Annotated in this window: 20 protein-coding genes; 16 read left to right on the top strand and 4 right to left on the bottom strand. The window is 70.0% G+C overall.

Annotated elements, in window-relative coordinates:
* Window positions 1–108 precede the first annotated feature (108 nt).
* The 9 genes from ACFY16_RS37370 (at window position 109) to ACFY16_RS37330 (ending at window position 7,939) form a co-directional block, all read left to right on the top strand.
* The gene (locus ACFY16_RS37370) at window positions 109–753 is read left to right on the top strand and encodes an HAD family hydrolase (RefSeq protein ID WP_390651671.1); all 645 of its coding nucleotides are present in this window, start codon (window positions 109–111) and stop codon (window positions 751–753) included.
* 93 nt (window positions 754–846) lie between these two features.
* The gene (locus tag ACFY16_RS37365) at window positions 847–1,608 is read left to right on the top strand and encodes a VC0807 family protein (RefSeq protein ID WP_390651670.1); all 762 of its coding nucleotides are present in this window, start codon (window positions 847–849) and stop codon (window positions 1,606–1,608) included.
* Window positions 1,609–1,668: 60 nt separating this feature from the next.
* Window positions 1,669–2,886: an MFS transporter gene (locus ACFY16_RS37360; protein ID WP_390651669.1), complete on the top strand. Its 1,218-nt coding sequence runs from the start codon at window positions 1,669–1,671 to the stop codon at window positions 2,884–2,886.
* The gene (locus ACFY16_RS37355) at window positions 2,837–4,009 is read left to right on the top strand and encodes an acetoin utilization protein AcuC (RefSeq protein WP_390651668.1); all 1,173 of its coding nucleotides are present in this window, start codon (window positions 2,837–2,839) and stop codon (window positions 4,007–4,009) included. The genes ACFY16_RS37360 and ACFY16_RS37355 overlap by 50 nt, the downstream gene beginning before the upstream one ends.
* 180 nt (window positions 4,010–4,189) lie before the next feature.
* Complete coding sequence (locus ACFY16_RS37350) at window positions 4,190–5,005, top strand: phosphatase (protein ID WP_390651667.1); 816 nt, start codon at window positions 4,190–4,192, stop codon at window positions 5,003–5,005.
* A 129-nt stretch (window positions 5,006–5,134) separates the two neighbouring features.
* Window positions 5,135–5,347 (top strand): helix-turn-helix domain-containing protein, encoded by a 213-nt coding sequence (locus tag ACFY16_RS37345; RefSeq protein ID WP_004984898.1) that lies wholly within the window; start codon window positions 5,135–5,137, stop codon window positions 5,345–5,347.
* Window positions 5,348–5,476: 129 nt separating this feature from the next.
* Window positions 5,477–5,575, top strand: a complete 99-nt coding sequence (locus ACFY16_RS37340) for a 30S ribosomal protein bS22 (RefSeq protein WP_003948845.1) — start codon at window positions 5,477–5,479, stop codon at window positions 5,573–5,575.
* Between the two features lie 229 nt (window positions 5,576–5,804).
* Entirely contained in the window at window positions 5,805–6,866 is a 1,062-nt protein-coding gene (locus ACFY16_RS37335) for an NAD-dependent epimerase/dehydratase family protein (protein ID WP_390651666.1), read from the top strand.
* 14 nt (window positions 6,867–6,880) lie between these two features.
* A complete protein-coding gene (locus ACFY16_RS37330; protein WP_390651665.1) occupies window positions 6,881–7,939 on the top strand; it encodes a lysophospholipid acyltransferase family protein in 1,059 nt (352 codons plus the stop codon).
* Between the two features lie 117 nt (window positions 7,940–8,056).
* On the opposite strand, the gene ACFY16_RS37325 is transcribed toward ACFY16_RS37330, so the two are convergent.
* From ACFY16_RS37325 to ACFY16_RS37315, 3 genes are all read right to left on the bottom strand, one after another.
* Entirely contained in the window at window positions 8,057–9,277 is a 1,221-nt protein-coding gene (locus ACFY16_RS37325) for a DUF5667 domain-containing protein (protein ID WP_390651664.1), read from the bottom strand.
* A 237-nt stretch (window positions 9,278–9,514) separates the two neighbouring features.
* Entirely contained in the window at window positions 9,515–10,327 is an 813-nt protein-coding gene (locus ACFY16_RS37320) for an ECF subfamily RNA polymerase sigma factor, BldN family (RefSeq protein ID WP_390651663.1), read from the bottom strand.
* Window positions 10,328–10,737: 410 nt separating this feature from the next.
* Window positions 10,738–11,652 (bottom strand): HAD family hydrolase, encoded by a 915-nt coding sequence (locus tag ACFY16_RS37315; RefSeq protein WP_390651662.1) that lies wholly within the window; start codon window positions 11,650–11,652, stop codon window positions 10,738–10,740.
* 106 nt (window positions 11,653–11,758) lie between these two features.
* Here ACFY16_RS37315 and ACFY16_RS37310 point away from each other — a divergent pair, with 106 nt between their 5' ends.
* The 7 genes from ACFY16_RS37310 to hemB all read left to right on the top strand — a co-directional run bounded on the left by ACFY16_RS37310 (window position 11,759) and on the right by hemB (window position 19,684).
* Entirely contained in the window at window positions 11,759–12,037 is a 279-nt protein-coding gene (locus ACFY16_RS37310) for a glutaredoxin family protein (RefSeq protein ID WP_390651661.1), read from the top strand.
* Between the two features lie 280 nt (window positions 12,038–12,317).
* Window positions 12,318–13,076 carry a redox-sensing transcriptional repressor Rex gene (locus ACFY16_RS37305; protein WP_390651660.1) on the top strand — a complete coding sequence of 253 codons (759 nt, stop codon included), beginning with the start codon at window positions 12,318–12,320 and terminating at the stop codon, window positions 13,074–13,076.
* Entirely contained in the window at window positions 13,073–14,785 is a 1,713-nt protein-coding gene (locus ACFY16_RS37300) for a glutamyl-tRNA reductase (protein WP_390651659.1), read from the top strand. The genes ACFY16_RS37305 and ACFY16_RS37300 overlap by 4 nt, the downstream gene beginning before the upstream one ends.
* Entirely contained in the window at window positions 14,782–15,741 is a 960-nt protein-coding gene (gene hemC / locus ACFY16_RS37295; RefSeq protein ID WP_390651658.1) for a hydroxymethylbilane synthase, read from the top strand. The genes ACFY16_RS37300 and hemC overlap by 4 nt, the downstream gene beginning before the upstream one ends.
* On the top strand, window positions 15,738–17,444 hold the full coding sequence (locus tag ACFY16_RS37290) for a uroporphyrinogen-III synthase (protein WP_390651657.1): 1,707 nt from the start codon (window positions 15,738–15,740) through the stop codon (window positions 17,442–17,444). The genes hemC and ACFY16_RS37290 overlap by 4 nt, the downstream gene beginning before the upstream one ends.
* Window positions 17,445–17,715: 271 nt before the next feature.
* The gene (locus ACFY16_RS37285) at window positions 17,716–18,621 is read left to right on the top strand and encodes an SAM-dependent methyltransferase (RefSeq protein ID WP_390651656.1); all 906 of its coding nucleotides are present in this window, start codon (window positions 17,716–17,718) and stop codon (window positions 18,619–18,621) included.
* A 70-nt stretch (window positions 18,622–18,691) separates the two neighbouring features.
* Entirely contained in the window at window positions 18,692–19,684 is a 993-nt protein-coding gene (gene hemB, locus ACFY16_RS37280; protein WP_390651655.1) for a porphobilinogen synthase, read from the top strand.
* 62 nt (window positions 19,685–19,746) lie between these two features.
* Here hemB and ACFY16_RS37275 read toward each other — a convergent pair whose 3' ends face one another.
* Entirely contained in the window at window positions 19,747–20,472 is a 726-nt protein-coding gene (locus ACFY16_RS37275) for a DUF4232 domain-containing protein (RefSeq protein ID WP_390651654.1), read from the bottom strand.
* Between the last annotated feature and the right edge of the window lie 129 nt (window positions 20,473–20,601).

Here is a 20,601-nt window from a genome sequence, read left to right as displayed (position 1 = left end):
TGGTACTGCAGGGGGGACCCTGTGGGAGAGTAGGACGCCGCCGAACAAATTGTGGGAAAACCCCCGTATCGAAAGATACGGGGGTTTTCTGCGTTTAGGCTCGGCAACATGCGCTATGACCTGGTTATCTTCGACAACGACGGCGTCCTCGTCGACAGCGAGCCGATCTCCAACCGGCTTCTGGCCGCCTATCTGACGGAACTCGGGCACCCGACCTCGTACGAGGACTCCATCCGTGACTACATGGGGTCCGCGATGCACCGGATCCATGACCTGATCCATGAGCGGACGGGCCGGCGGCTGCCCTCGGACTTCGACGACGTCTTTCACACGCGGGTGTTCGCCGCCTTCGAACGGGAGTTGAAGCCCGTGCCCGGTGTCGTCGACGTACTGGAGAAGCTGGCCGCGGACGGGGTGCCCTACTGCGTTGCGTCGTCGGGGAGCCATGAGCGGATTCGGGTGGGACATCGGACGACCGGGCTCGACCGGTGGTTCGACGAGGAGCGGGTCTTCAGTTCGCAGGACGTGGGGCGGGGGAAGCCGGCGCCGGATCTGTTCCTGTACGCGGCCGAGCGGATGGCGGTCGCGCCGGAGAAGTGCGTCGTCGTCGAGGACAGTCCCCTCGGTGTCCAGGCGGCCGTCGCGGCCGGGATGGACGTGTACGGATTCACCGCCATGACGCCCGCCGAGCGGCTGGCGGGAGCCACTCAACTCTTCGCTGCCCCGAGGGAGTTGGCTGACCTGCTGGTATGACCCCAGGCTGCGTGCCCGCACTGACATTTGTCATGCGGAGCTCCGGACGATCGTTTCTACTGGCGACCGGGGTGCGGGCGGGAAGCTGAGGGCATGACGACGAACACCGAGAGCAAGAGCAAGAGCCAGGGCCGGAGCCAGAGCAAGGCCGCCGACTTCGCGCCGCTCCTTGTCGACGTGGCGGTGCCCATCGGGTCGTACTACCTGTTCAAGAGCGGGTTCGGGATGAGCACGCTGATGGCGCTCGGTCTCAGCAGCGTGGCGCCGGCCGTGCGCACGGCGTGGGGCGTGGCCAAGGAGCGGAAGGTCAACGGTCTGGCCGCGCTGATCCTCTGCGTCAACGTCGTCGCGCTGCTGCTCAGTTTCGTCGCAGGTGACCCGCGGCTGATGCTCGCCAAGGACAGCGGTGTCAGCAGCGTCATCGGGATCGGCATCCTGGTCTCCGTGGCGCTGGGAAAGCCGATGATGACCGCGGGTATGAAGCCCTGGCTGGTGAAGGGGGACGCGGGGAGGGAGGCCGCCTGGGCGCGACTGCAGACAGGGTCCCCGGCCTTCCGGCGGGCCGAGCGGGTCTTCTCGCTCGTGTGGGGCGTGGTGCTGCTCGCGGAATGCGTCGTGCGGGTCGTGGGCGCGTACACGGTGCCCGTGGACACGATGGTCTGGCTGGGTTCCGTGATCATGATTGTCTCGATGGCCTTGGGGTTCTTCGTCAGTGGCGCGCTGGCCGCCGGGCCCATGGCGCACATGGTCATCGCCGAGGCGAAGGCCGAGGGCGCAGTGGCGACCGTCCCCGCCACCCCCGCCGCCACGCCTGCCCCCGCCTCCGCTGTCGCCGTCGTCGCCGGCCGAAGCTGAGGACAATTCATCTTTGGCTTGATCTACCCACGGGTAGCCCGGGGCCCTACGCTCGCCGCCATGACAGATGTGCTGCGGCGCGGTAGGGCCTCGTTGGCGTTCAGCTTCTTCGCCCAGGGCGCCGCCTTCGCCCTGCTCGTGACGCGCATCCCGGCCATCCAGGACCGGTACGGCGTCTCCGACGCGCTGCTGCCCGCCTTCCTCGCCGCCGTGCCGATCCTCGCCGGCGTCGGCAGCGTGACGACCGAGCAGCTGGTGAAGCGGATGCCGCCGAGCCGGCTGCTGCGCTGGTCCCAGCCCGTGGTGCTCCTGGCACTGCTCGGGGTCGGGGCGGGGGACCGGATGGTCGAGCTGGGGATCTCGCTGGCCGCCTTCGGGCTTGCCGTGGGTGCGCTCGACGCGTCGATGAACATGCTCGGGGTGAGCCTGCAGCGGAAGTACGGGCGCAGCATCATGCTCAGCTTCCATGCCGTGTACAGCCTGGGCGGGATCGTGGGTGCCTCGCTGGCCTGGGTGGGGGCGCACTGGCATCTGGCGTTGTGGGTGTCGTATCTGCCGGTCGTGGCGGTGCTGTTGCCGACCGCGCTGGTCGGGAGCCGGTGGTACGTCGACGGGGACTCCACGCCCGAGGCGGAGGGGAGCGGCGAGGGCGGCGGGGGTGGCCTGGTCTTCAAGTCGCTGCTTCCGCTGTGTCTGGTGATGACCTTCGCGTACATCGGGGACTCGACCGTCTCCAACTGGAGTGCGAAGTACCTCCAGGACGTGCTGGGGAGCTCGGAGCAGCTGGCGACCGTTCCGTACAACGTGTACATGGTGACGACGCTGCTGGGGCGGGCGATCGGGGACTTCGGGGTGCGGCGGTTCGGGGCCGCGGCGGTCGTACGGCTGGGGGCGCTGGTGGCGGCGGTCGGGTTCGCCGTGGTGGCCGGGGCGCCCGGGGCGTGGGTCGGGATGCTCGGGTTCACTCTGCTGGGGCTGGGGTTGTGCGTGCTGGTGCCGCAGACATTCGCGGCGGCCGGGCGGTTGTTCCCGGGGGCGTCGGACGCGGCCATCGCGCGACTCAACATCTTCAACTACGTCGGTTTCCTGGTCGGTTCGCCGTTGGTGGGGGCGCTGGGCGACGCGTGGAACTACCGCGGGGCCATGCTCGTGCCGATGGTGTTGGTGCTGGTGACGTTGGTGTACGCCAGGTCGTTCGCTGCTCAACCGGACCGATACGGTGGCGGGCATGAGCGGCCGCGCACAGCTGATGTGGGACGAGGCAGTAACGGGCTATGACTTCGGTCCGGACCATCCGATGGACCCGGTCCGGCTCGCGCTGACCCGGAGACTCGTCGACGCCTTCGGGCTCGACAAGGACGTCGACGTGGTCGCGGCGAAGCCGGCCGGGGAGTCGACGCTGCGGCTCGTCCACCGGGAGGACTACGTCGAGGCGGTGAAGGCCGCGTCGGTGGATCCCGCGGCGGCCGACGCGTCGTACGGGCTGGGAACGCTGGACGATCCGGCCTTCGCCGGGATGCATGAGGTGTCGGCGCTGATCGCGGGGCAGTCGGTGGGCGCCGCGGAGGCCGTGTGGCGCGGGGACGCGCTGCACGCGGTGAACTTCGCGGGCGGGCTGCACCACGCGATGCCCGGGGCTGCCTCGGGTTTCTGCATCTACAACGACGCCTCGCTGGCGATCGCGCGGCTGCTGGAGCTGGGCGCCGAGCGGGTCGCGTATGTGGATGTCGACGTGCATCACGGCGACGGGGTGCAGGCGGCCTTCTGGGAGGATCCGCGGGTTCTGACGATCTCGCTGCACGAGCATCCCCGGACGCTGTTCCCGCAGACGGGGTGGCCGCAGGAGACGGGGGCCGACGGCGCCGAGGGAACGGCGGTGAACGTGGCGCTGCCGGCCGGGACCGGGGACGCGGGGTGGCTGCGGGCGTTCCACGCGGTCGTACCGGAGCTGATCGCGGAGTTCCGGCCGCAGGTGCTGGTGACGCAGCACGGGGCCGACACGCACTTCGAGGATCCGCTCGCGCATCTGGCCGTGTCGCTGGACGCACAGCGGGCCGTGCAGATGGCCTGCCACGACCTGGCGCACGCGTACGCCGACGGGCGCTGGGTCGCGCTGGGTGGGGGCGGGTACGCCGTGGTGGAGGTCGTACCGCGGTCGTGGACGCATCTGGTGGGCATCGCGGCGGGGCGGGAGATCGCTCCGGAGACGGTGATTCCGGAGAGCTGGCGGCAGGAAGTGTTCGCGCGGACGCGGCAGTTGGCGCCGATGCGGATGACCGACGGGCGGTGGCCGGTGGCGTACGCGGACTGGGAGGCGGGGTACGACCCCGCGGACCGTCTCGACCAGGCGGTGCTGGCCACGCGCAGGGCCGTCTTTCCGCTGCGAGGACTGCTGGCGTAGCCGCTCCGCTCGAGGTCCGGTGCGTTGCCCGCGGGTCCGTGGTGGCTGGTCGCGCTCCCGCGGCGCGGCCGCATGGCGATGCGGTCCCGCGCCCCTTCGGGGCACTGTGGATTACGCCGACTGTGCGGTGTTCGCCCGTTTTCGGGGCGGTCGTCGCACGCGTCCGTCACCATCACTCCCGTGTTGAGCATCGGCGCTCTGCGCGCCCATCTGCTGGCGGCGCACCTGGCCGGGCCCGTGGCGACCTCACGTGAGGAGAGTCTGCGGAGCTATCGGTTGTTCGCCGCTCGCGACCCCCGTGTACTGATCGGTCTCGATCCCGAATGGTCTTGGTCTCAGCGGGATCTGATCGAGCTGATGGCGGACAAATGCGGGGTCTCGGCCGACCCTGAATGTGTCTCCGGTCATGATGTGATCGACCCGGAGCTGACCCTGGCCGCTCTGGATGCCTTCGCCGATCGGCTCGCGGCGGTCGCCCGGCGTGGTGCCCCAGTACTCCTCGGCACCGGGCACCCGCATCGACTGCTCGGTTTCTACGCCGCGCTTGCGGACGGGCTGTCGGCGGCTGGATGTACCGTCATCACCCCAGCGAAGGGTGACTGTGTCGACATAACGACCCGGTTCGGTCTACGTACGTACAATCTTGACTACGTACGGGGAGTCGCGCTCGTACGGGAACCCGGCCCCGAACGCCCCGGTTGTGAGCCCGGCGCACACACGCACTCGCCGCTCCCGGTTCGTACCGTGCTGGCCGGGGCGGCCGAGGCCGGGGGACCCCTTCCGGAGTTGGTCATCGGGGACCACGGGTGGGTCTGCGGGGCAGGTCAGTTGGGGTTCGAGGTCATCGGGCTCGCTGACACCGACGACCCCGCGCTGTTCGTGGGGGAAGCCGAGGGGTCCGTGTCGGTCGTAGTTCCACTTGATGACGCCGTGCGATCCGATTACTACCGTCCGCTTACCCGCTACGTACTCAATCGAGCGTGTCTGTCACAGTAGGCCGCCGATGGGTGCACCTCTTCCCCACTCGCATCACCCGCCCCTACATTGGGGAGTGAGCACGCAACGACGAAGAGTCACCGGAAGGGGAAGCCGGTGGCCGTCGAGTGCGGAAGGTTCAGGTGTGTCATGGCTGCAGCTGGCGAGAGGCCTCTGAACGAGGTTCAGTTCCTTACCGTGGCGGAGGTCGCCTCGGTGATGCGAGTGTCGAAGATGACCGTGTACCGGTTGGTGCACAGCGGTCATCTGCCCGCGATCCGGGTAGGGAGGTCATTCCGAGTCCCGGAGCAAGCGGTTCACGAGTACCTCCGCGAGAGCTATGTGGGGGTGGAGACGGCCTGACGGCGATTCCGGGATGCCCGGAGCACCTCGATTACGACCTCAGCGCTCGGGCGGGTAGGCTAGCCCCTCGTAGGTCGTATGGGCCCATGGCGCCCAGCACCGAGTGATGAGAAGTGAGCGAGGGTAGTCGTGGGCTCTGTTATCAAGAAGCGGCGCAAGCGGATGGCCAAGAAGAAGCACCGCAAGCTGCTCAAGCGCACGCGCGTTCAGCGTCGCAACAAGAAGTAAGCGACGTCGCGAGAGCGTGTCCCTGTGGCCCCCCACCGCACTGGTGGGGGGCCACAGTCATTTCGGGGGACCCGATCGGGAACCGCTGTTTTCCGACACGTCCCGTCACTTCGTGCATCGAGTGGTCATCACAGCGCAACATCAACCCGCTAGGTTTGGCCGCACACGGGGAACGCGGGCAGGGTGCGAGGTCTGGCGTGGTACGAGGTCTGGAAGGAAGGCGCTGATCTTGGGCAAGGTCGTGCTCGTGACCGGAGTGGCCCGACAACTGGGAGGCCGGTTCGTACGGCGTATCCAGCGTGACCCGCAGGTGGACCGGGTCATCGCCGTGGACGCGGTCCCGCCCGAGCACCACCTGGGCGGCGCCGACTTCATCCAGGCCGACATCCGGCAGCCCGCCATAGGGCGCGTGCTCGCCGAGACGAACGCCGACACGGTCGTCCACCTGGACGTCACGGCCACCGCGCTCGGCAGCGGCAGCCGGACCGTGGTCAAGGAGACCAACGTCATCGGCACCATGCAGCTGCTCGGTGCCTGCCAGAAGTCCCCGGCCGTCAAGCGGCTGGTCGTGAAGTCCAGCACGAACGTCTACGGGTCCGCGTCCCGCGACCCGGCGGTCTTCACGGAGACGACCCCGCCGAAGTCGCTGCCCAGCGGCGGCTTCGCGAAGGACACGGTGGAGGTCGAGGGGTACGTACGGGGCTTCGCGCGGCGCCGGCCCGATGTGGCCGTCTGTGTACTGCGGTTCGCCAACATCCTCGGCCCGACCGCGGAGACGCCGCTCGCCTCGTACTTCGCGCTGCCCGTCCTGCCGACCGTGTTCGGCTACGACCCGCGGCTGCAGTTCGTGCACGAGGACGACGTGGTGGAGGTGCTGCGGATCGCCTCGCACGAGCCGGCGCGCGGCACGCTCAACAGCGGCACCTTCAACATCGCCGGAGACGGCGTTCTGCTGCTCTCCCAGTGTTCCCGGCGGCTCGGCCGTCCCACGGTGCCGCTGCTGCTGCCCGCGGTCACCTGGGCGGGCTCCCTGGTGCGTACGCTGGGTATGACGGACTTCTCGCCCGAGCAGATCCGGCTGCTCACCCACGGACGGGTCGTGGCGACGGACCAGATGCGCGAGACGCTGGGATTCACGCCGAAGTACACGACCGCGGAGACCTTCGCGGACTTCGCGCGCAGCCACGGACCCGGGCTGCTGCCGCCGGAGGCCCTCGCGGGGGCCGTCGACCGGATCGCCGCGCTGCCCTTCGCGGGCGGCGGCCACCCCCCGACGCCGAGCGCCAACTGAGGAGCGCATCAACGATGGCGGACGCCAAGGTCATTCCGTTCGACGACGACCGGTCCCGCGGGAGCGCCGTGCAGCGGCCGCCGCGGCGCCGGAGCGCGGGAAGCCGGCGCAAGAGCGGTGAGCCCGCCCCGGTCCGTGAGGTCCAGCCCCTGCCCACCGCTGTGGCCGCGCAGGATGATGTTCCCGTGACGCATGAGGAACAGCCCCTCCGGAAGCCGCACGACGACGCCGATGGCGGCCTGGAGCGCCGTGTGGCGAGGGGGCTGGCCTTCCTGCGCCGCCGCCTCACCGGCGACTACGAGATCGACGACTTCGGCTACGACGAGGAGCTCACCGACCAGGTCCTGATGTCCCTGCTGCGACCGGTGTACGAGAAGTACTTCCGGGTCGAGGTGAAGGGCATCGAGAACATCCCGGCCGAGGGCGGCGCCCTGATCGTCGCCAACCACTCCGGCACGCTTCCGCTGGACGGCCTGATGATGCAGGTCGCCGTGCACGACCACCATCCGGCGGGTCGGCATCTGCGGCTGCTGGCCGCCGACCTGGTCTTCGTGCTGCCTGTGGTCAACGAGCTGGCGCGCAAGCTCGGCCACACCCTGGCCTGCGCCGAGGACGCCGAACGGCTTCTTGGCGCAGGCGAGGTGGTCGGGGTGATGCCGGAGGGCTTCAAGGGCATCGGCAAGCCCTTCGGTGAGCGCTACAAGCTCCAGCGTTTCGGCCGCGGCGGGTTCGTCTCCACGGCGCTGCGTCAGGGCACGCCGATCATCCCGTGTTCGATCGTCGGGGCCGAGGAGATCTACCCGATGATCGGCAACGCCAAGACCCTGGCCCGGCTGCTGGGCTTCCCGTACTTCCCGCTCACGCCGACCTTCCCGTGGTTGGGCCCGCTGGGAGCGGTGCCGCTGCCGACGAAGTGGACGATCCAGTTCGGCGAGCCGATCCCCACGGACGGCTACCCGCCGGAGGCGGCCGAGGACCCGATGCTGATGTTCAACCTGACCGACCAGGTCCGGGAGCAGATCCAGCACACCCTCTACAAGCTGCTGGTGCAGCGCCGGTCGGTGTTCTTCTGAGACGGCGCCGCGGATTTTTCATGGGCGTTGTCCGAGAAACCTGACAGACGCCCGCCGGGGGTACGGCGATGGGGGCGTCCTTCTCAGAAGGACGCCCCCATCGCTGTGTCGTGCCGTCTAGTTCGCGTCCTCGCTGTCGATGCCCAGGCCGGGCAGCAGGCCCGGGAGCAGCGGCGGGAGGGTGACGTCCGGTTGGCCGGTCGACGGGCTTGTGGACGGTGACGCGCTGCCGGTGTCCTTGGGCGGGTCGAGCAGGCCGCCGGCGCTGCCGCCGAGCAGGTCACCGGCGCTGCCGGCCGACTTGCTCGGGCTGCTGGTGCCGGAGTGGCCGGTGTCGGAGGTGCCCTCGCCGTTACTGGGCGCGGTCGACCGGTCGGCACCGGACGACCCGGTGGACGCCGAGCCGGATCCCTGCCGTCGGCCGCCGCCGGTCTGGGCCGGGGGCTGGGGGAGCAGGGACTGCAGCGGGGCGACCTCTTCGTCTATGGCGTCGAACACCGATGACACCTGGTCACTGACGTCCCCGAGCTGGACCGGGAGCTTCTCGCGCAGTGCGCCCCAGGCCTCGCGGTGGGAGCTGGAGAAGGCGGAGAGGGCCTGGATGGGGCCCAGGGACCCGGGGTCGCGCTCGTATGCCGCGTGCAGCAGCCGGTGGCCCTCGGACGCGTCGTGCTGCATGCCGGACAGGGTGCGCCGGACCTCGCTGAGGGACTCGTGGTCGAGCTGGCCGCTGCGGCCGCGTTCCATCAGCCGACGGGCTTCGCTCAGCCGGGTCGAGGCCTGGTCGAGGTAGGAACGGCCGCGCTCGTCGTCCCCGTCGGACAGGTGGTTGAGCTTGAAGTCCTCGATGCCGCGCTTGAGGCCGTAGAGCGAGTCACCGGGCAGCGCGTCGGAGCTGGCGGCTGCGACGCCGCCGAGGGCTCCCGCGGCGACGCCGACGCTCAGTCCGCCCGCGGTGAGGCCCTTGGCCAGGCGGGAGCGCGGCCGGAGCTTCCCCAGTGCGGTCGCCCGGTGGGCGCCCCGTGACCGGGAGCGCTGCTCGGGCACCGAAGTGTCCGTCGCCCCGCTGCCCAGCGTGCCCTCCTGGAGCATGGCCTCCATCGCGGCCACCAGCTGGGCCCGCTGGACGACCTTGACCTCGGGGTCGAGCTCCGGTTTGGGCAGCGCGCCGAGACCGGTGACGAGGGTCAGCAGCTGACCCTGCCCGGTCTGTTCCGCGGCAGCCGGGGACGGTGCCGGTTCTTCGGACTGCTCGGCCGCCGTGCCCAGGTCGGACAGCTCCTCCAGGGCCTGGGCGAAGGCGTTCGCCCGCCGGTGCGCCGATACGTTCGCGATCACTGGCGGCACCTCCTCTCGTCATGACGGGTCGACTCCCCAGGGGGTCCTGAGGGTTGCACGCACTGACCACATCCACACGATCGAGTGATCGAAGTCGGCCAGGGAGTGACCACAGGGAGCCTGTATCCCGCACAACGAGCGGCACGGCACTTGGGTTACGGACGACGGATGATCGGCTCGGGAAGTCAACGGACTTTCACGGAACGTGAGTTGATGGTTGCTGACCGTACGCGTCGTTCAGCGGGCGTCGTCCGGGAGGAGCCGGGCGAGGGTGCGGACGGCGCGGTACTGGAGGGTCTTGATGGCGCCCTCGTTCTTGCCCATGACGCGGGCGGTCTCGGCGACGGAGAGGCCCTGGAGGAAGCGGAGTGTCACGCACTCCTGCTGCTGGGGGTTGAGCCGACGTACGGCGTCGAGGAGCGCGGCGTTGGAGAGGGACTCCAGGACGGAGTCCTCCGGGGAGCGCTCGACCTCGTTGGCGTCGAGCATCTCGCCGGTGGTCACTTCCAGCCGGAAGCGGCTGGACTTGAAGTGGTCGGCGACGAGGTTGCGGGCGATGGTGACCAGCCAGGCACCGAAATCGCGGCCCTGCCAGGTGAAGGTTCCGATACGGCGCAGGGCGCGCAGGAACGTCTCACTGGTGAGGTCCTCGGCGGTCGCCTTGCCGCCGACCCGGTAGTAGATGTAGCGGTACACGGTGTCGCTGTACTGGTCGTAGAGACGGCCGAACGCCTCGGCCTCGCCGGCCTGGGCGCGCTCCACGAGGTCCATCATGCGGGCGCTGTCGCTGTCGGCGGCCGGCCGGCGGGCGGTGGTGGCGCCGGTGCCGGCACCGGCGTTCGCCGAACGTCCTCGTCTGCCGACCGCGGCGCTGCCCTCGGCCAGTGCGTAGCACGGGCCTACGGGGGTAGTGGTGGCGAAGGCGGGGACGGCGTACGCGGTGGGGACGGCGTACGTGGGGACGAAGTCGCGCAACAGATTCTTGACCGTAGCGACCGTTGCGCGCAGCGTAGCCAGGCCCGAGGCGTCAACCCCGACGTGTGGGTACACGGGACTCCCAGAGGCAGAGCTTCCATCACGTGCAGTGCGGGACCGTTCACCCGTCGTAGCGACGGAGGGGTACCGGTATGCGTTTGAGGAGAATAACGCTTCGTGCAGGCACTGCTACACCGAGTTGCTCAAATCATCGATTACGTCGCTTCTGTAACTGATTGACGCCCGATCAGGTGCCACAGAGTGAGCGATTGTTTATCGGAAAGCTTCGGGTCGGGGTGGGTCCGGGCGTGTTGTGGCCGGGTCGGGCTGTGAGGACTGGGCGGGGCGTGGGGTGGGTACGTCCCTTGGATTGGCCGGTTTGCGAGCGGGCGTGACTGGATATGTCACCCGAGGGTGCCGTCGACAAAGACGGACGGGGGCGCCTGCCGTCAGGCACCCCCGTCCGTGTCGCCGTAGCGGCTTCCCTATCGGCGCCTGCGGTGCAGTGCGATCGCCGCCGCCGTGCCGCCCGCCACCGCGCCCACGCCCGCTGCCGCGGGGATGCCGACCTTGGCCGCCTTTCGGCCGGTGCGGTAGTCGCGCAGACGCCAGTCGAGGTTTCGGGCGTGTCTGCGGAGCTTGGCGTCGGGGTTGATGGCGTAGGGGTGGCCGACCAGGGAGAGCATCGGGATGTCGTTGTGAGAGTCGCTGTAGGCGGCGCAGCGGGAGAGGTCGAGGCCCTCCGCGGCCGCCAGGGCGCGGACCGCCTCCGCCTTCGCCGGGCCGTGCAGCGGCTCGCCCACCAGCTTGCCCGTGTAGACGCCGTCGACCGACTCCGCGACCGTGCCCAGCGCGCCGGTCAGGCCCAGACGGCGGGCGATCACCTGGGCGATCTCGACGGGGGCGGCCGTGACCAGCCACACCTTCTGGCCCGCGTCCAGGTGGGCCTGGGCGAGGGCGCGGGTGCCGGGCCAGATGCGTTCGGCCATGTACTCGTCGTAGATCTCCTCGCCGATCGACATCAGCTCGGAGACACGGTGGCCCTTGACGATCGAGAGGGCCGAGTCACGGGCGTCCTGCATGTGTTCCGGGTCCTCGACGCCGGCCAGCCGGAACCACGCCTGCTGCCAGGCGAACTTCGCGAGGTCACGGGTCTCGAAGAACTTCCGTTTGTACAGGCCTCGTCCGAAGTGGAACAGGGCGGCGCCCTGCATCACGGTGTTGTCGAGGTCGAAGAACGCGGCGGCCTTTTCGTCGCCGAGCACCGGGAATTCGGGCTCCTGGTCGGAGACCTCGGGCTGCGACGACTTGCGCGCCGCCTCCGCCGAGGCCTCGCCTGCCAACACGCTCCGCGCCGTGGCGGAGCGCCTACGGGGAGTGAGCCATCCGAGAGCGGCCATGGCGTGAGCATAGCCAGTCTGTTCGGCTGTTCCGGAGCCGAGACGTTTGAAGGGTGTGAACTCTCCGCGACCGAGCCGTTAAAGAACCGAGTGAAGGAGGGCGAGAATGGGCGGCATGAGTCCCCTCTTTCGGCGCAAGTCCCCTGAGAGTCGTGTGGTCACTCTCATTCGCAAGCCGGGGTGTCATCTGTGTGATGACGCACAGCTGATGATCGAGAAAGTCTGCGGTGATCTCGGCGTGCCCTGGGAAAGCAAGGACATCACCCAGGATCCCCGGCTTCACGACCAGTACTGGGAGCAAATTCCCGTCGTCCTGGTGGACGGCAGGCAGCACACCTTCTGGCGCGTGGACGAGCAGCGGTTGCGCAAAGCACTGACTGACTAGTCCAAGTGGACAGGAAAGTCGCTTAGGATCGATGGCGACTTGGTCTCGGGGGCGGGATTCGTGAGGAGAGTGTGCGGTTTTGCCCCCGGTAAAGAAGGAACGGTGGCGCCAGTGCGCCGGTTCCCCGCCTGTGCGCCAGGGGCGCGTGACCCCGGTCACGTTGGCCGGGCAAATCGGACACCATCTTTGTGCACGCGTTCACAAAGACATAGCCTGCTTTCGACGGGGCGGTCTTGGTACGTGTGACCGCCTGCAGCCCCGCTCTACCCGCAGGAGCACCGTGGCAACTGGCCGAACTCACCGACCGGCGACCCGTAGCCGAGGGATTCCCGAGGCCACCGTCGCCAGGCTTCCGCTCTACCTCCGCGCCCTGACCGGACTGTCGGAGCGCTCGGTACCCACGGTCTCCTCCGAGGAGCTCGCGGCCGCGGCGGGGGTCAACTCCGCCAAGCTGCGCAAGGACTTCTCCTACCTCGGGTCGTACGGGACGCGCGGTGTGGGCTACGACGTCGAGTATCTCGTCTACCAGATCTCCCGTGAGCTGGGCCTGACCCAGGACTGGCCGGTTGTGATCGTCGGCATCGGTAACCTCGGTGCCGCTCTCGCCAATTACGGCGGGTTCGCCTCGCGTGGTTTCCGGGTCGCGGCGCTCATCGACGCCGATCCGGAGATGGCCGGAAAGCAGGTCGCCGGGATCGCCGTGCAGCACAGCGACGGCCTGGAGAAGATCATCGACGAGAACGGCGTCTCCATCGGCGTCATCACCACCCCGCCGGGCGTCGCCCAGCAGGTCTGCGACCGTCTGGTCGCCGCCGGAGTCACCTCCATCCTCAACTTCGCGCCGACCGTCCTGTCCGTCCCGGACGGTGTCGACGTGCGCAAGGTCGATCTCTCCATCGAGCTGCAGATCCTCGCCTTCCACGAGCAGCGCAAGGCCGGCGAGGAAGCCGCGGCCGGCGTCGTCCCGGCCGCCGCCGCCCGCAAGGAGTCCGCCGAGCAGGGACCCGACGGGGACGTACCCGCCGTGATGCCGGCATGAGTCTCCTCGTCGTGGGACTGAGCCACCGCAGCGCCCCGGTCAGTGTGCTGGAGCGGGCCTCGCTGAACACGGACGCCCAGATCAAGCTGCTCCAGGACACGGTCGCCGCCGAACCGGCCGCGGAGGCCGCCCTCCTCGCGACCTGCAACCGCATCGAGCTGTACGCCGACGTGGACAAGTTCCACGCCGGTGTCGCCGAGCTGTCCACGCTGCTCGCCCAGCACAGCGGGGTCGGGCTCGAGGAGCTCACTCCCTATCTCTACGTCCACTACGAGGACCGGGCCGTCCACCATCTGTTCTCGGTGGCCTGCGGGCTGGACTCCATGGTCGTCGGCGAGGGTCAGATCCTCGGGCAGATCAAGGACTCCCTGGCCAAGGCGCAGGAGCTGCACAGCGCCGGACGGCTGCAGAACGACCTGTTCCAGCAGGCCCTGCGGGTCGGCAAGCGCGCCCACTCCGAGACCGGCATCGACCGCGCCGGACAGTCCCTGGTCACCTTCGGCCTGGAGCAGCTGTCGGGGGGCTCGGACGTCCGGACGTGGGCCCGGGGCAAGAAGGCCCTGGTGATCGGGGCCGGATCGATGTCCTCGCTGGCCGCAGCCACGCTCGCGCGCGCCGGAGTCGGCGAGATCGTGATCGCCAACCGCACCGCCGACCGCGCCGAGCGCCTCGCACAGATCCTCACCGAGGGTGACGACACGGACGTGCTGGCCCGCGCGGTACCGATGGACGCGGTGCCGATCGAGCTGACACGTGCCGACGTGGCCGTCTCCTGTACCGGCGCGACGGGACTCGTCCTCACGGCGGAGACCATCAGCGCCGCGGTGGAGGGCCGTACCGGACAGCCCGTCGCGGAGATCGCCGGCACCGGCGACACTCGTACGGACGTACGACCGTTGCCGCCCACCTCCGTCGGCGCCGACGAGAACTGCCCGCTGGACCTGGCCGCCGTGCAGTCCGGCTTCTCCGTGATGGGGGAGGCCGCTGTCGCCGGCATGGACGCGGCGACGCTGGAGCAGCACGCGGCCTGGGTCGACAACGGCACCGTCACCGTCGACCGGCGCGAGGCCCTGCGCAGCGCGCCCGAGGCCGACGCCGAGCTGATCAGCGCGCTCGCCGCGACCGTGGCCACCGTCGGCCGCATCCCCGAGCGCCGCAAGCCCGAGCCGGTCGCCGAGGTGCCGCGCCCCGAGCCGGTCCTGTTCCTTCTCGACCTCGCGATGCCCCGCGACATCGACGCCGCCGTGCACCGGCTGGCCGGGGTGCGCCTGGTGGACATCGAGTCGCTCGCCGAGGCCTCCGCCGACGCGCCGATGGCGGCCGACGTGGACCAGGTCCGGCGTATCGTCTCCGACGAGGTCGCGGCCTTCGGGGCAGCCCAGCGGGCCGCGCACATCACGCCCACCGTGGTCGCCCTGCGCACCATGGCCGCCGATGTCGTCGCGAGCGAGATCGCGCGGCTCGACGGCCGGCTGCCCGGCCTCGACGAGAAGCAGCGCGGCGAGATCACCCAGACCGTGCGGCGCGTCGTCGACAAGCTGCTGCACGCACCGACCGTACGGGTCAAGCAGCTCGCGGCCGAGCCCGGCGGCGCCGGGTACGCGGACGCGCTGCGGACCCTGTTCGACCTCGACCCCGAGACGGTGGCCTCCGTCTCCCGGGCCGAGGACAGCACCGAGAAGAACGCCAAGAACCGAGGGCCAGCATGAGTCAGAAGGCACTGAGGCTGGGGACCAGGCGAAGCAAGCTCGCCATGGCCCAGTCCGGGCAGGTGGCGGACGCCGTGAGCCAGGTGACCGGACGGCCTGTCGAGCTCGTCGAGATCACCACGTACGGCGACACCTCCCGCGAAAATCTCGCGCAGATAGGCGGCACGGGGGTCTTCGTGACCGCCCTGCGCGACGCCCTGCTGCGCGGCGAGGTCGACTTCGCGGTCCATTCGCTGAAGGACCTGCCGACCGCACACCCCGAGGAGCTGGCGCTGGCCGCCGTCCCGGTGCGCGAGGACCCGCGCGACGTCATCGTCGCCCGCGACGCCCTGAAGTTCACCGACCTCCCCCGCGGGGCCCGTATCGGCACCGGCTCGCCGCGCCGCACGGCGCAGCTGAACGCGTACGCGCGCAGCCACGGGCTGGACATCGAGACGGTCGCGATCCGCGGGAACGTCGACACGCGGATCGGGTTCGTGCGGGACGGTGAGCTCGATGCCGTCGTACTGGCCGCGGCCGGCCTGAACCGCATCGGCCGCAGCGACGAAGTGACCGACTTCCTGTCGGTCGACACGGTTTTGCCCGCCCCCGGCCAAGGGGCCCTGGCGATCGAGTGCACCGCGGGCAACGCGGACCTCATCGCGGCGCTCGGTGAGCTCGACGACCCGTTCACGCGGGTCGCCGTGACCGCCGAACGGTCACTGCTCGCCGCCCTGGAGGCCGGTTGCAGCGCCCCTGTGGGTGCGCTGGCCGACCTTCTGGCCGACGGGCAGATTGTCAAAGAAATGCGCCTGCGGGGCGTCGTCGGCACGACCGACGGCACTCGCATGGTGCAGCTGTCCACCACCGGTCCCGTGCCCGAGTCGCACGACCAGGCAATGGCGCTCGGTCGCGAACTCGCTGCCGAGATGCTCGCCCAGGGCGCGGCCGGTCTGATGGGGGAGCAAGCACAGTGAGCCCCACCACCCTTCCTGCCGCCGGTCCTGAGCACGGGCACGTCACCTTCCTGGGTGCCGGACCCGGGGATCCGGGACTGCTGACTCTGCGCGCCGTCGAGGCGTTGGCGAACGCGGACGTCCTCGTCGCCGAGCACGAGGTGCTCGACGTCGTGCGCACGCACGCCAGACCTGGCGTCGCCGTCGTGAACACGGAGACGGATCCCTCTTCGGATCCGGTTCCGGGCACAGGCGCGCCTCAGCTGACGGTTGTTGACGGCGCGTCAACAACCGCTGGTGCCCCCGCCGTGCGGGATGCCGCACATCTTGTCATGGAGGCCGCGCGGGGCGGCAGGCGGGTCGTGCGTGCGGTGTCCGGGGACCCGGGACTTGATACGTACGCCGCCGCCGAAATGCTCGCCTGCGCCGCCGCGGGCGTTACCTTCGAGGTCGTCCCCGGTGTCGCGGCCGCCGTCGGCGTGCCGGCGTACGCCGGTGTACCGCTGCGGGACGCGCAGGGCGCGGACGTACGGTTCGTCGACGCGCGGTCCGCGTCCGAACGGTGCTGGACCGAGGTCGGGGCGTCGGACGGGACCGTCGTCGTGTCGGCGACGCTGGACTCGGTGGCCGCGGCGGCCGTCGAGCTGGTGTCCGCGGGCCGCAAGCCCGACACACCGATGACGGTGACCGTCGCCGGTACGACCACGCGGCAGCGGACGTGGAGCGCCACGCTCGGCACGATCGCGCAGACGCTGAAGCAGGCGAAGGTCCTGCCGTCCCCGGACGGCGGCCGCCCGGTGATAGCCGTGGTCGGTGAGCGTTCCGCCCCCGCCCAGCGCGACCAGCTGGCGTGGTTCGAGTCCAAGCCGCTGTTCGGCTGGAAGGTGCTCGTGCCGCGCACGAAGGAGCAGGCGGCGTCGCTCTCCGACCAACTGCGGTCCTACGGCGCGGTGCCGCACGAGGTACCGACGATCGCCGTCGAGCCGCCGCGGACGCCCCAGCAGATGGAGCGGGCGGTCAAGGGGCTCGTGACCGGACGGTACGAGTGGATCGCCTTCACCTCGGTGAACGCCGTCAAGGCCGTGCGGGAGAAGTTCGAGGAGTACGGGCTCGACGCGCGGGCCTTCGCCGGGATCAAGGTCGCCGCGGTGGGTGAGTCGACCGCCAACGCGCTGATCGCCTTCGGCGTGAAGCCGGACCTCGTGCCCAGCGGGGAGCAGTCCGCCGCGGGCCTGCTGGAGGACTGGCCGCCGTACGACCCCGTCTTCGACCCGATCGACCGGGTGTTCCTGCCGCGGGCCGACATCGCCACCGAGACGCTCGTCGCCGGGCTCATCGAGCTGGGCTGGGAGGTCGACGACGTCACGGCCTACCGGACCGTGCGGGCGTCGCCGCCGCCGGCGGACACGCGGGAGGCGATCAAGGGGGGTGGCTTCGACGCCGTTCTCTTCACGTCGTCCTCCACCGTGCGCAACCTGGTGGGTATCGCCGGGAAGCCGCACAACGTGACGGTGATCGCGTGCATCGGTCCGGCCACGGCGAAGACCGCGGAGGAGCATGGGCTGCGGGTCGACGTCATGGCTCCGGAGCCGTCCGTGCACAAGCTGGCGGAGGCGCTTGCCGACTTCGGGCTGCGGCGCAGGGCCGCCGCCCAGGAGGCGGGGGATCCGGTGACTCGGCCGAGTGAGCGCAGGCCGGGGGCTCGGCGGCGGCGTACGACGTAGTGGGGTGGCGGGCCGGGTCCGAGCCTGCTCAGCAGCCGTCTCCCGAGACTCGCGGATGAAGGCGTAGGGCCGTCCACCGGTGGTGGGCGGCCCTACAGCTTTGCGTGCTGCCCGGTGGGGACGTGACCGGCCCGCGGCCGGACAGGCCGCCGGCGGCGGTGATCGTCTCGATGAACGACAGCAGCGTGACGAAACAGCCCTCCCGCAGGCTTAGTTGCTGATTGAATCGATATCGCTCAAGCCTTGTCCGCCCCGTCCGAGAGAAGTTCCCATGGCCGATGCACTCGACCCCGGTCACACCACTGCGGACATCCGCAGCAGGATCGACACCACGAAACCGCACCCGGCCCGGGTCTACGACGTCATGCTCGGCGGCAAGGACCACTACCCGGTCGACCGCGAGGCCGCCGCCGCGGCCATAGCCAACCATCCCAAGGGATTCCTCACCGCCCGGCACAACCGGGACTTCCTGCGCCGTGCGGTCACCGCGCTCGTGGAGAAGGAAGGCATCCGGCAGTTCCTCGACATCGGTGCCGGGCTGCCGGCCGCGCAGAACGTGCACCAGATCGCCCAGGCCATCGCCCCCGAGTCGCGGGTGGTGTACGCCGACAACGACCCGATCGTGCTCGCGCACGCGCGCGCCCTGCTGACCAGCGGGCCCGCGGGCCGTACCGAGTACATCGACGCCGACCTGCGCGACTACACGAGCATCCTGCGCGAGGCGGCCGGGACACTGGACTTCGACCAGCCCATCGCCCTGGGACTGGTGGCCGTGCTGCACTTCATCGACGACGACGAGGCGTACCGCATCGTCCGCGAACTGCTGGACGCGCTGCCCTCGGGGAGCTGGCTGATCTTCAGCCACATGGCCTCGGACCTGTATCCGGAGGACACCGCCAAGGTGACCGAGTCGTTCAAGAAGAGCGGGCTGACCTTCTATCTGCGTTCGCGGGCGGAGGTGGAGCGGTTCTTCACCGAGAACGGTCTGACGCTCGCCGAGCCGGGTGTGGTCCCCGTCCCCCAGTGGCGGCCCGACGGTGCGGCGCCCGTGCCCCCGACTCCGGACTCCGGGTACTACGAGTCGCTGGACCTCATCGACCGGATCAAGTACCACGACATCAACGACCTCACGAATGCCTACGTCGCCGTCCACGCGGCGCTCGGGCGAAAGCCCTGAGCGTTTCGGGAAGCGGTGGCCGACTTGGCGTCGGCAAAGGCATGTGAGGGGCGGGCGTAGCGTAGAGGCCATGACGAAGTACGGATCTTTTCCCGGTACGCGTCCCCGGCGGCTGCGCACCACCCCCGCCATGCGACGCATGGTCGCCGAGACCCGGCTGCACCCCGCCGACTTCATCCTCCCCGCGTTCGTGCGTGAGGGCGTGAGCGAGCCGGTGCCGATCGCGGCGATGCCCGGGGTCGTGCAGCACACCCGCGACAGCCTGAAGAAGGCCGCGCTGGAGGCGGTGGAGGCCGGGATCTCCGGGATCATGCTCTTCGGAGTGCCGGAGGAGTCGAAGAAGGACGCGTTCGGGACGCCGGGTACCGACCCGGACGGGATCCTCCAGGTCGCTCTGCGCGATGTTCGTGCCGAGGTCGGTGACGACCTGCTGGTGATGTCCGACCTGTGCCTGGACGAGACCACCGACCACGGGCACTGCGGTGTCCTCGACGAGCAGGGCCGCGTCGACAACGACGCCACGCTTGAGCGGTACGCCGAGATGGCCCAGGTCCAGGCCGACGCGGGTGCCCATGTGGTCGGGCCCAGCGGGATGATGGACGGCCAGATCGGCGTCGTCCGCGACGCGCTCGACCAGATCGGGCGCGAGGACGTGGCCATCCTCGCCTACACCGCCAAGTACGCCTCCGCCTTCTACGGGCCCTTCCGGGAGGCCGTCGGCTCGTCCCTGCAGGGGGACCGGAAGACGTATCAGCAGGACCCGGCGAACGCCCGTGAGTCGCTGCGCGAGCTGGCCCTCGACCTGGAGGAGGGCGCCGACATGGTGATGGTCAAGCCGGCCGGTCCCTACCTCGACATCCTGGCCCGGGTCGCCGACGCCGTGGACGTGCCGGTCGCCGCCTACCAGATCTCCGGCGAGTACTCGATGATCGAGGCCGCCGCCGAGAAGGGCTGGATCGACCGGGACCGGGCGATCCTGGAGGCGCTGACCGGCATCAAGCGGGCGGGTGCGCAGAACATCCTCACGTACTGGGCCACCGAGGTGGCCCGCAAGCTCCGCTGAGCGCTCCGCGCCCCTTACGGGGCGCGATACCGCAGTGGACTTCGTCAAGGCTGCTGGGACGCTCAGTAGTTGATCGCGTCGTCCATGTTCTGCTGCCAGTACGTGACGGTCAGCGAGCTGTCGTAGTACACGCCCTTGGCCGGCAGGGACGGGGTGGCGGACGCGCCGCCGCTGCTGTTGGGCGTCATGCCCTGGAAGGCGATCGTCAGCTTGTGGCCGGTCGTGCCGCCGTCGCCGCTGCCGTCGGCGGCGGCGAGCAGTACGCCCGCGTAGCCGGACTCGCCGGGCGCGAGGGTGACCACCGCCTGCGGCTGGGTCGCCTCGGCCCCCTGCGGGACCCACTGCATCTCGTCGAAGCGGAGCACGGGGAAGTAGGTCAGGTCGCAGGTCTTGCTGCCCGTGTTCTCGACCGTGATCAGCATGTGGTTGAGGGGGCGGGCGACCGGCTGGGCGGTGACCTTCGTGTTGGAGCCGTTGCAGAGGACGGGGGCGGCGTCGGACGAGGAGTCCGACTTCGAGCCGCCCGTGGAACCCGAGCCGCCCGTGGAACCCGAGGAACCCGAGGTGGAGCCCGCCGTCGTGCCCGGCTCCGCGGTGGAGCCACCTGCCGGCTTCTCCGCCGAAGGCGTCTGGGTCTGGGTCTGGGTCGGTGTCGGCGTCGTGGTCGTCGTGGCCGGCTTCGACGCGCCCTCGTCCCTTGCTCCCGTCCCGTCCTCGCATGCCGTGAGGGCGAGGGCGGCGAGGGCGAGGCCGGTGGCGGCGAGCAGGCGGGTACGTCGAGTACGCATGGTGGGTCCTCTTCCGAGAAGCGGTGGCGTGCTTGGATGGCCACAGCTTGTGGGGCGATCCGTCCCGCCCGCCACGACCGGCGGACGATCAGGGACGCTGGAACGCCCATACCGGCTTTGACCTGGGGA

Source organism: Streptomyces sp. NPDC001315 (assembly GCF_042896175.1).
Lineage (GTDB): Bacteria > Actinomycetota > Actinomycetes > Streptomycetales > Streptomycetaceae > Streptomyces.
This window is presented reverse-complemented; position numbering and strand designations above follow the sequence as displayed.

What these genes read in the sequence shown, in the direction of transcription:
- ACFY16_RS37310 (WP_390651661.1), top strand. Translation starts at nt 11,759, where the DNA reads ATGGGCGGCATGAGTCCCCTCTTTCGGCGCAAGTCCCCTGAGAGTCGT.
- ACFY16_RS37275 (WP_390651654.1), bottom strand. Translation starts at nt 20,472, where the DNA reads ATGCGTACTCGACGTACCCGCCTGCTCGCCGCCACCGGCCTCGCCCTC.
- ACFY16_RS37300 (WP_390651659.1), top strand. Translation starts at nt 13,073, where the DNA reads ATGAGTCTCCTCGTCGTGGGACTGAGCCACCGCAGCGCCCCGGTCAGT.
- ACFY16_RS37285 (WP_390651656.1), top strand. Translation starts at nt 17,716, where the DNA reads ATGGCCGATGCACTCGACCCCGGTCACACCACTGCGGACATCCGCAGC.
- ACFY16_RS37345 (WP_004984898.1), top strand. Translation starts at nt 5,135, where the DNA reads ATGGCTGCAGCTGGCGAGAGGCCTCTGAACGAGGTTCAGTTCCTTACC.
- ACFY16_RS37360 (WP_390651669.1), top strand. Translation starts at nt 1,669, where the DNA reads ATGACAGATGTGCTGCGGCGCGGTAGGGCCTCGTTGGCGTTCAGCTTC.
- ACFY16_RS37370 (WP_390651671.1), top strand. Translation starts at nt 109, where the DNA reads ATGCGCTATGACCTGGTTATCTTCGACAACGACGGCGTCCTCGTCGAC.
- ACFY16_RS37365 (WP_390651670.1), top strand. Translation starts at nt 847, where the DNA reads ATGACGACGAACACCGAGAGCAAGAGCAAGAGCCAGGGCCGGAGCCAG.
- ACFY16_RS37315 (WP_390651662.1), bottom strand. Translation starts at nt 11,652, where the DNA reads ATGGCCGCTCTCGGATGGCTCACTCCCCGTAGGCGCTCCGCCACGGCG.
- hemB (WP_390651655.1), top strand. Translation starts at nt 18,692, where the DNA reads ATGACGAAGTACGGATCTTTTCCCGGTACGCGTCCCCGGCGGCTGCGC.
- hemC (WP_390651658.1), top strand. Translation starts at nt 14,782, where the DNA reads ATGAGTCAGAAGGCACTGAGGCTGGGGACCAGGCGAAGCAAGCTCGCC.
- ACFY16_RS37330 (WP_390651665.1), top strand. Translation starts at nt 6,881, where the DNA reads ATGGCGGACGCCAAGGTCATTCCGTTCGACGACGACCGGTCCCGCGGG.
- ACFY16_RS37355 (WP_390651668.1), top strand. Translation starts at nt 2,837, where the DNA reads ATGAGCGGCCGCGCACAGCTGATGTGGGACGAGGCAGTAACGGGCTAT.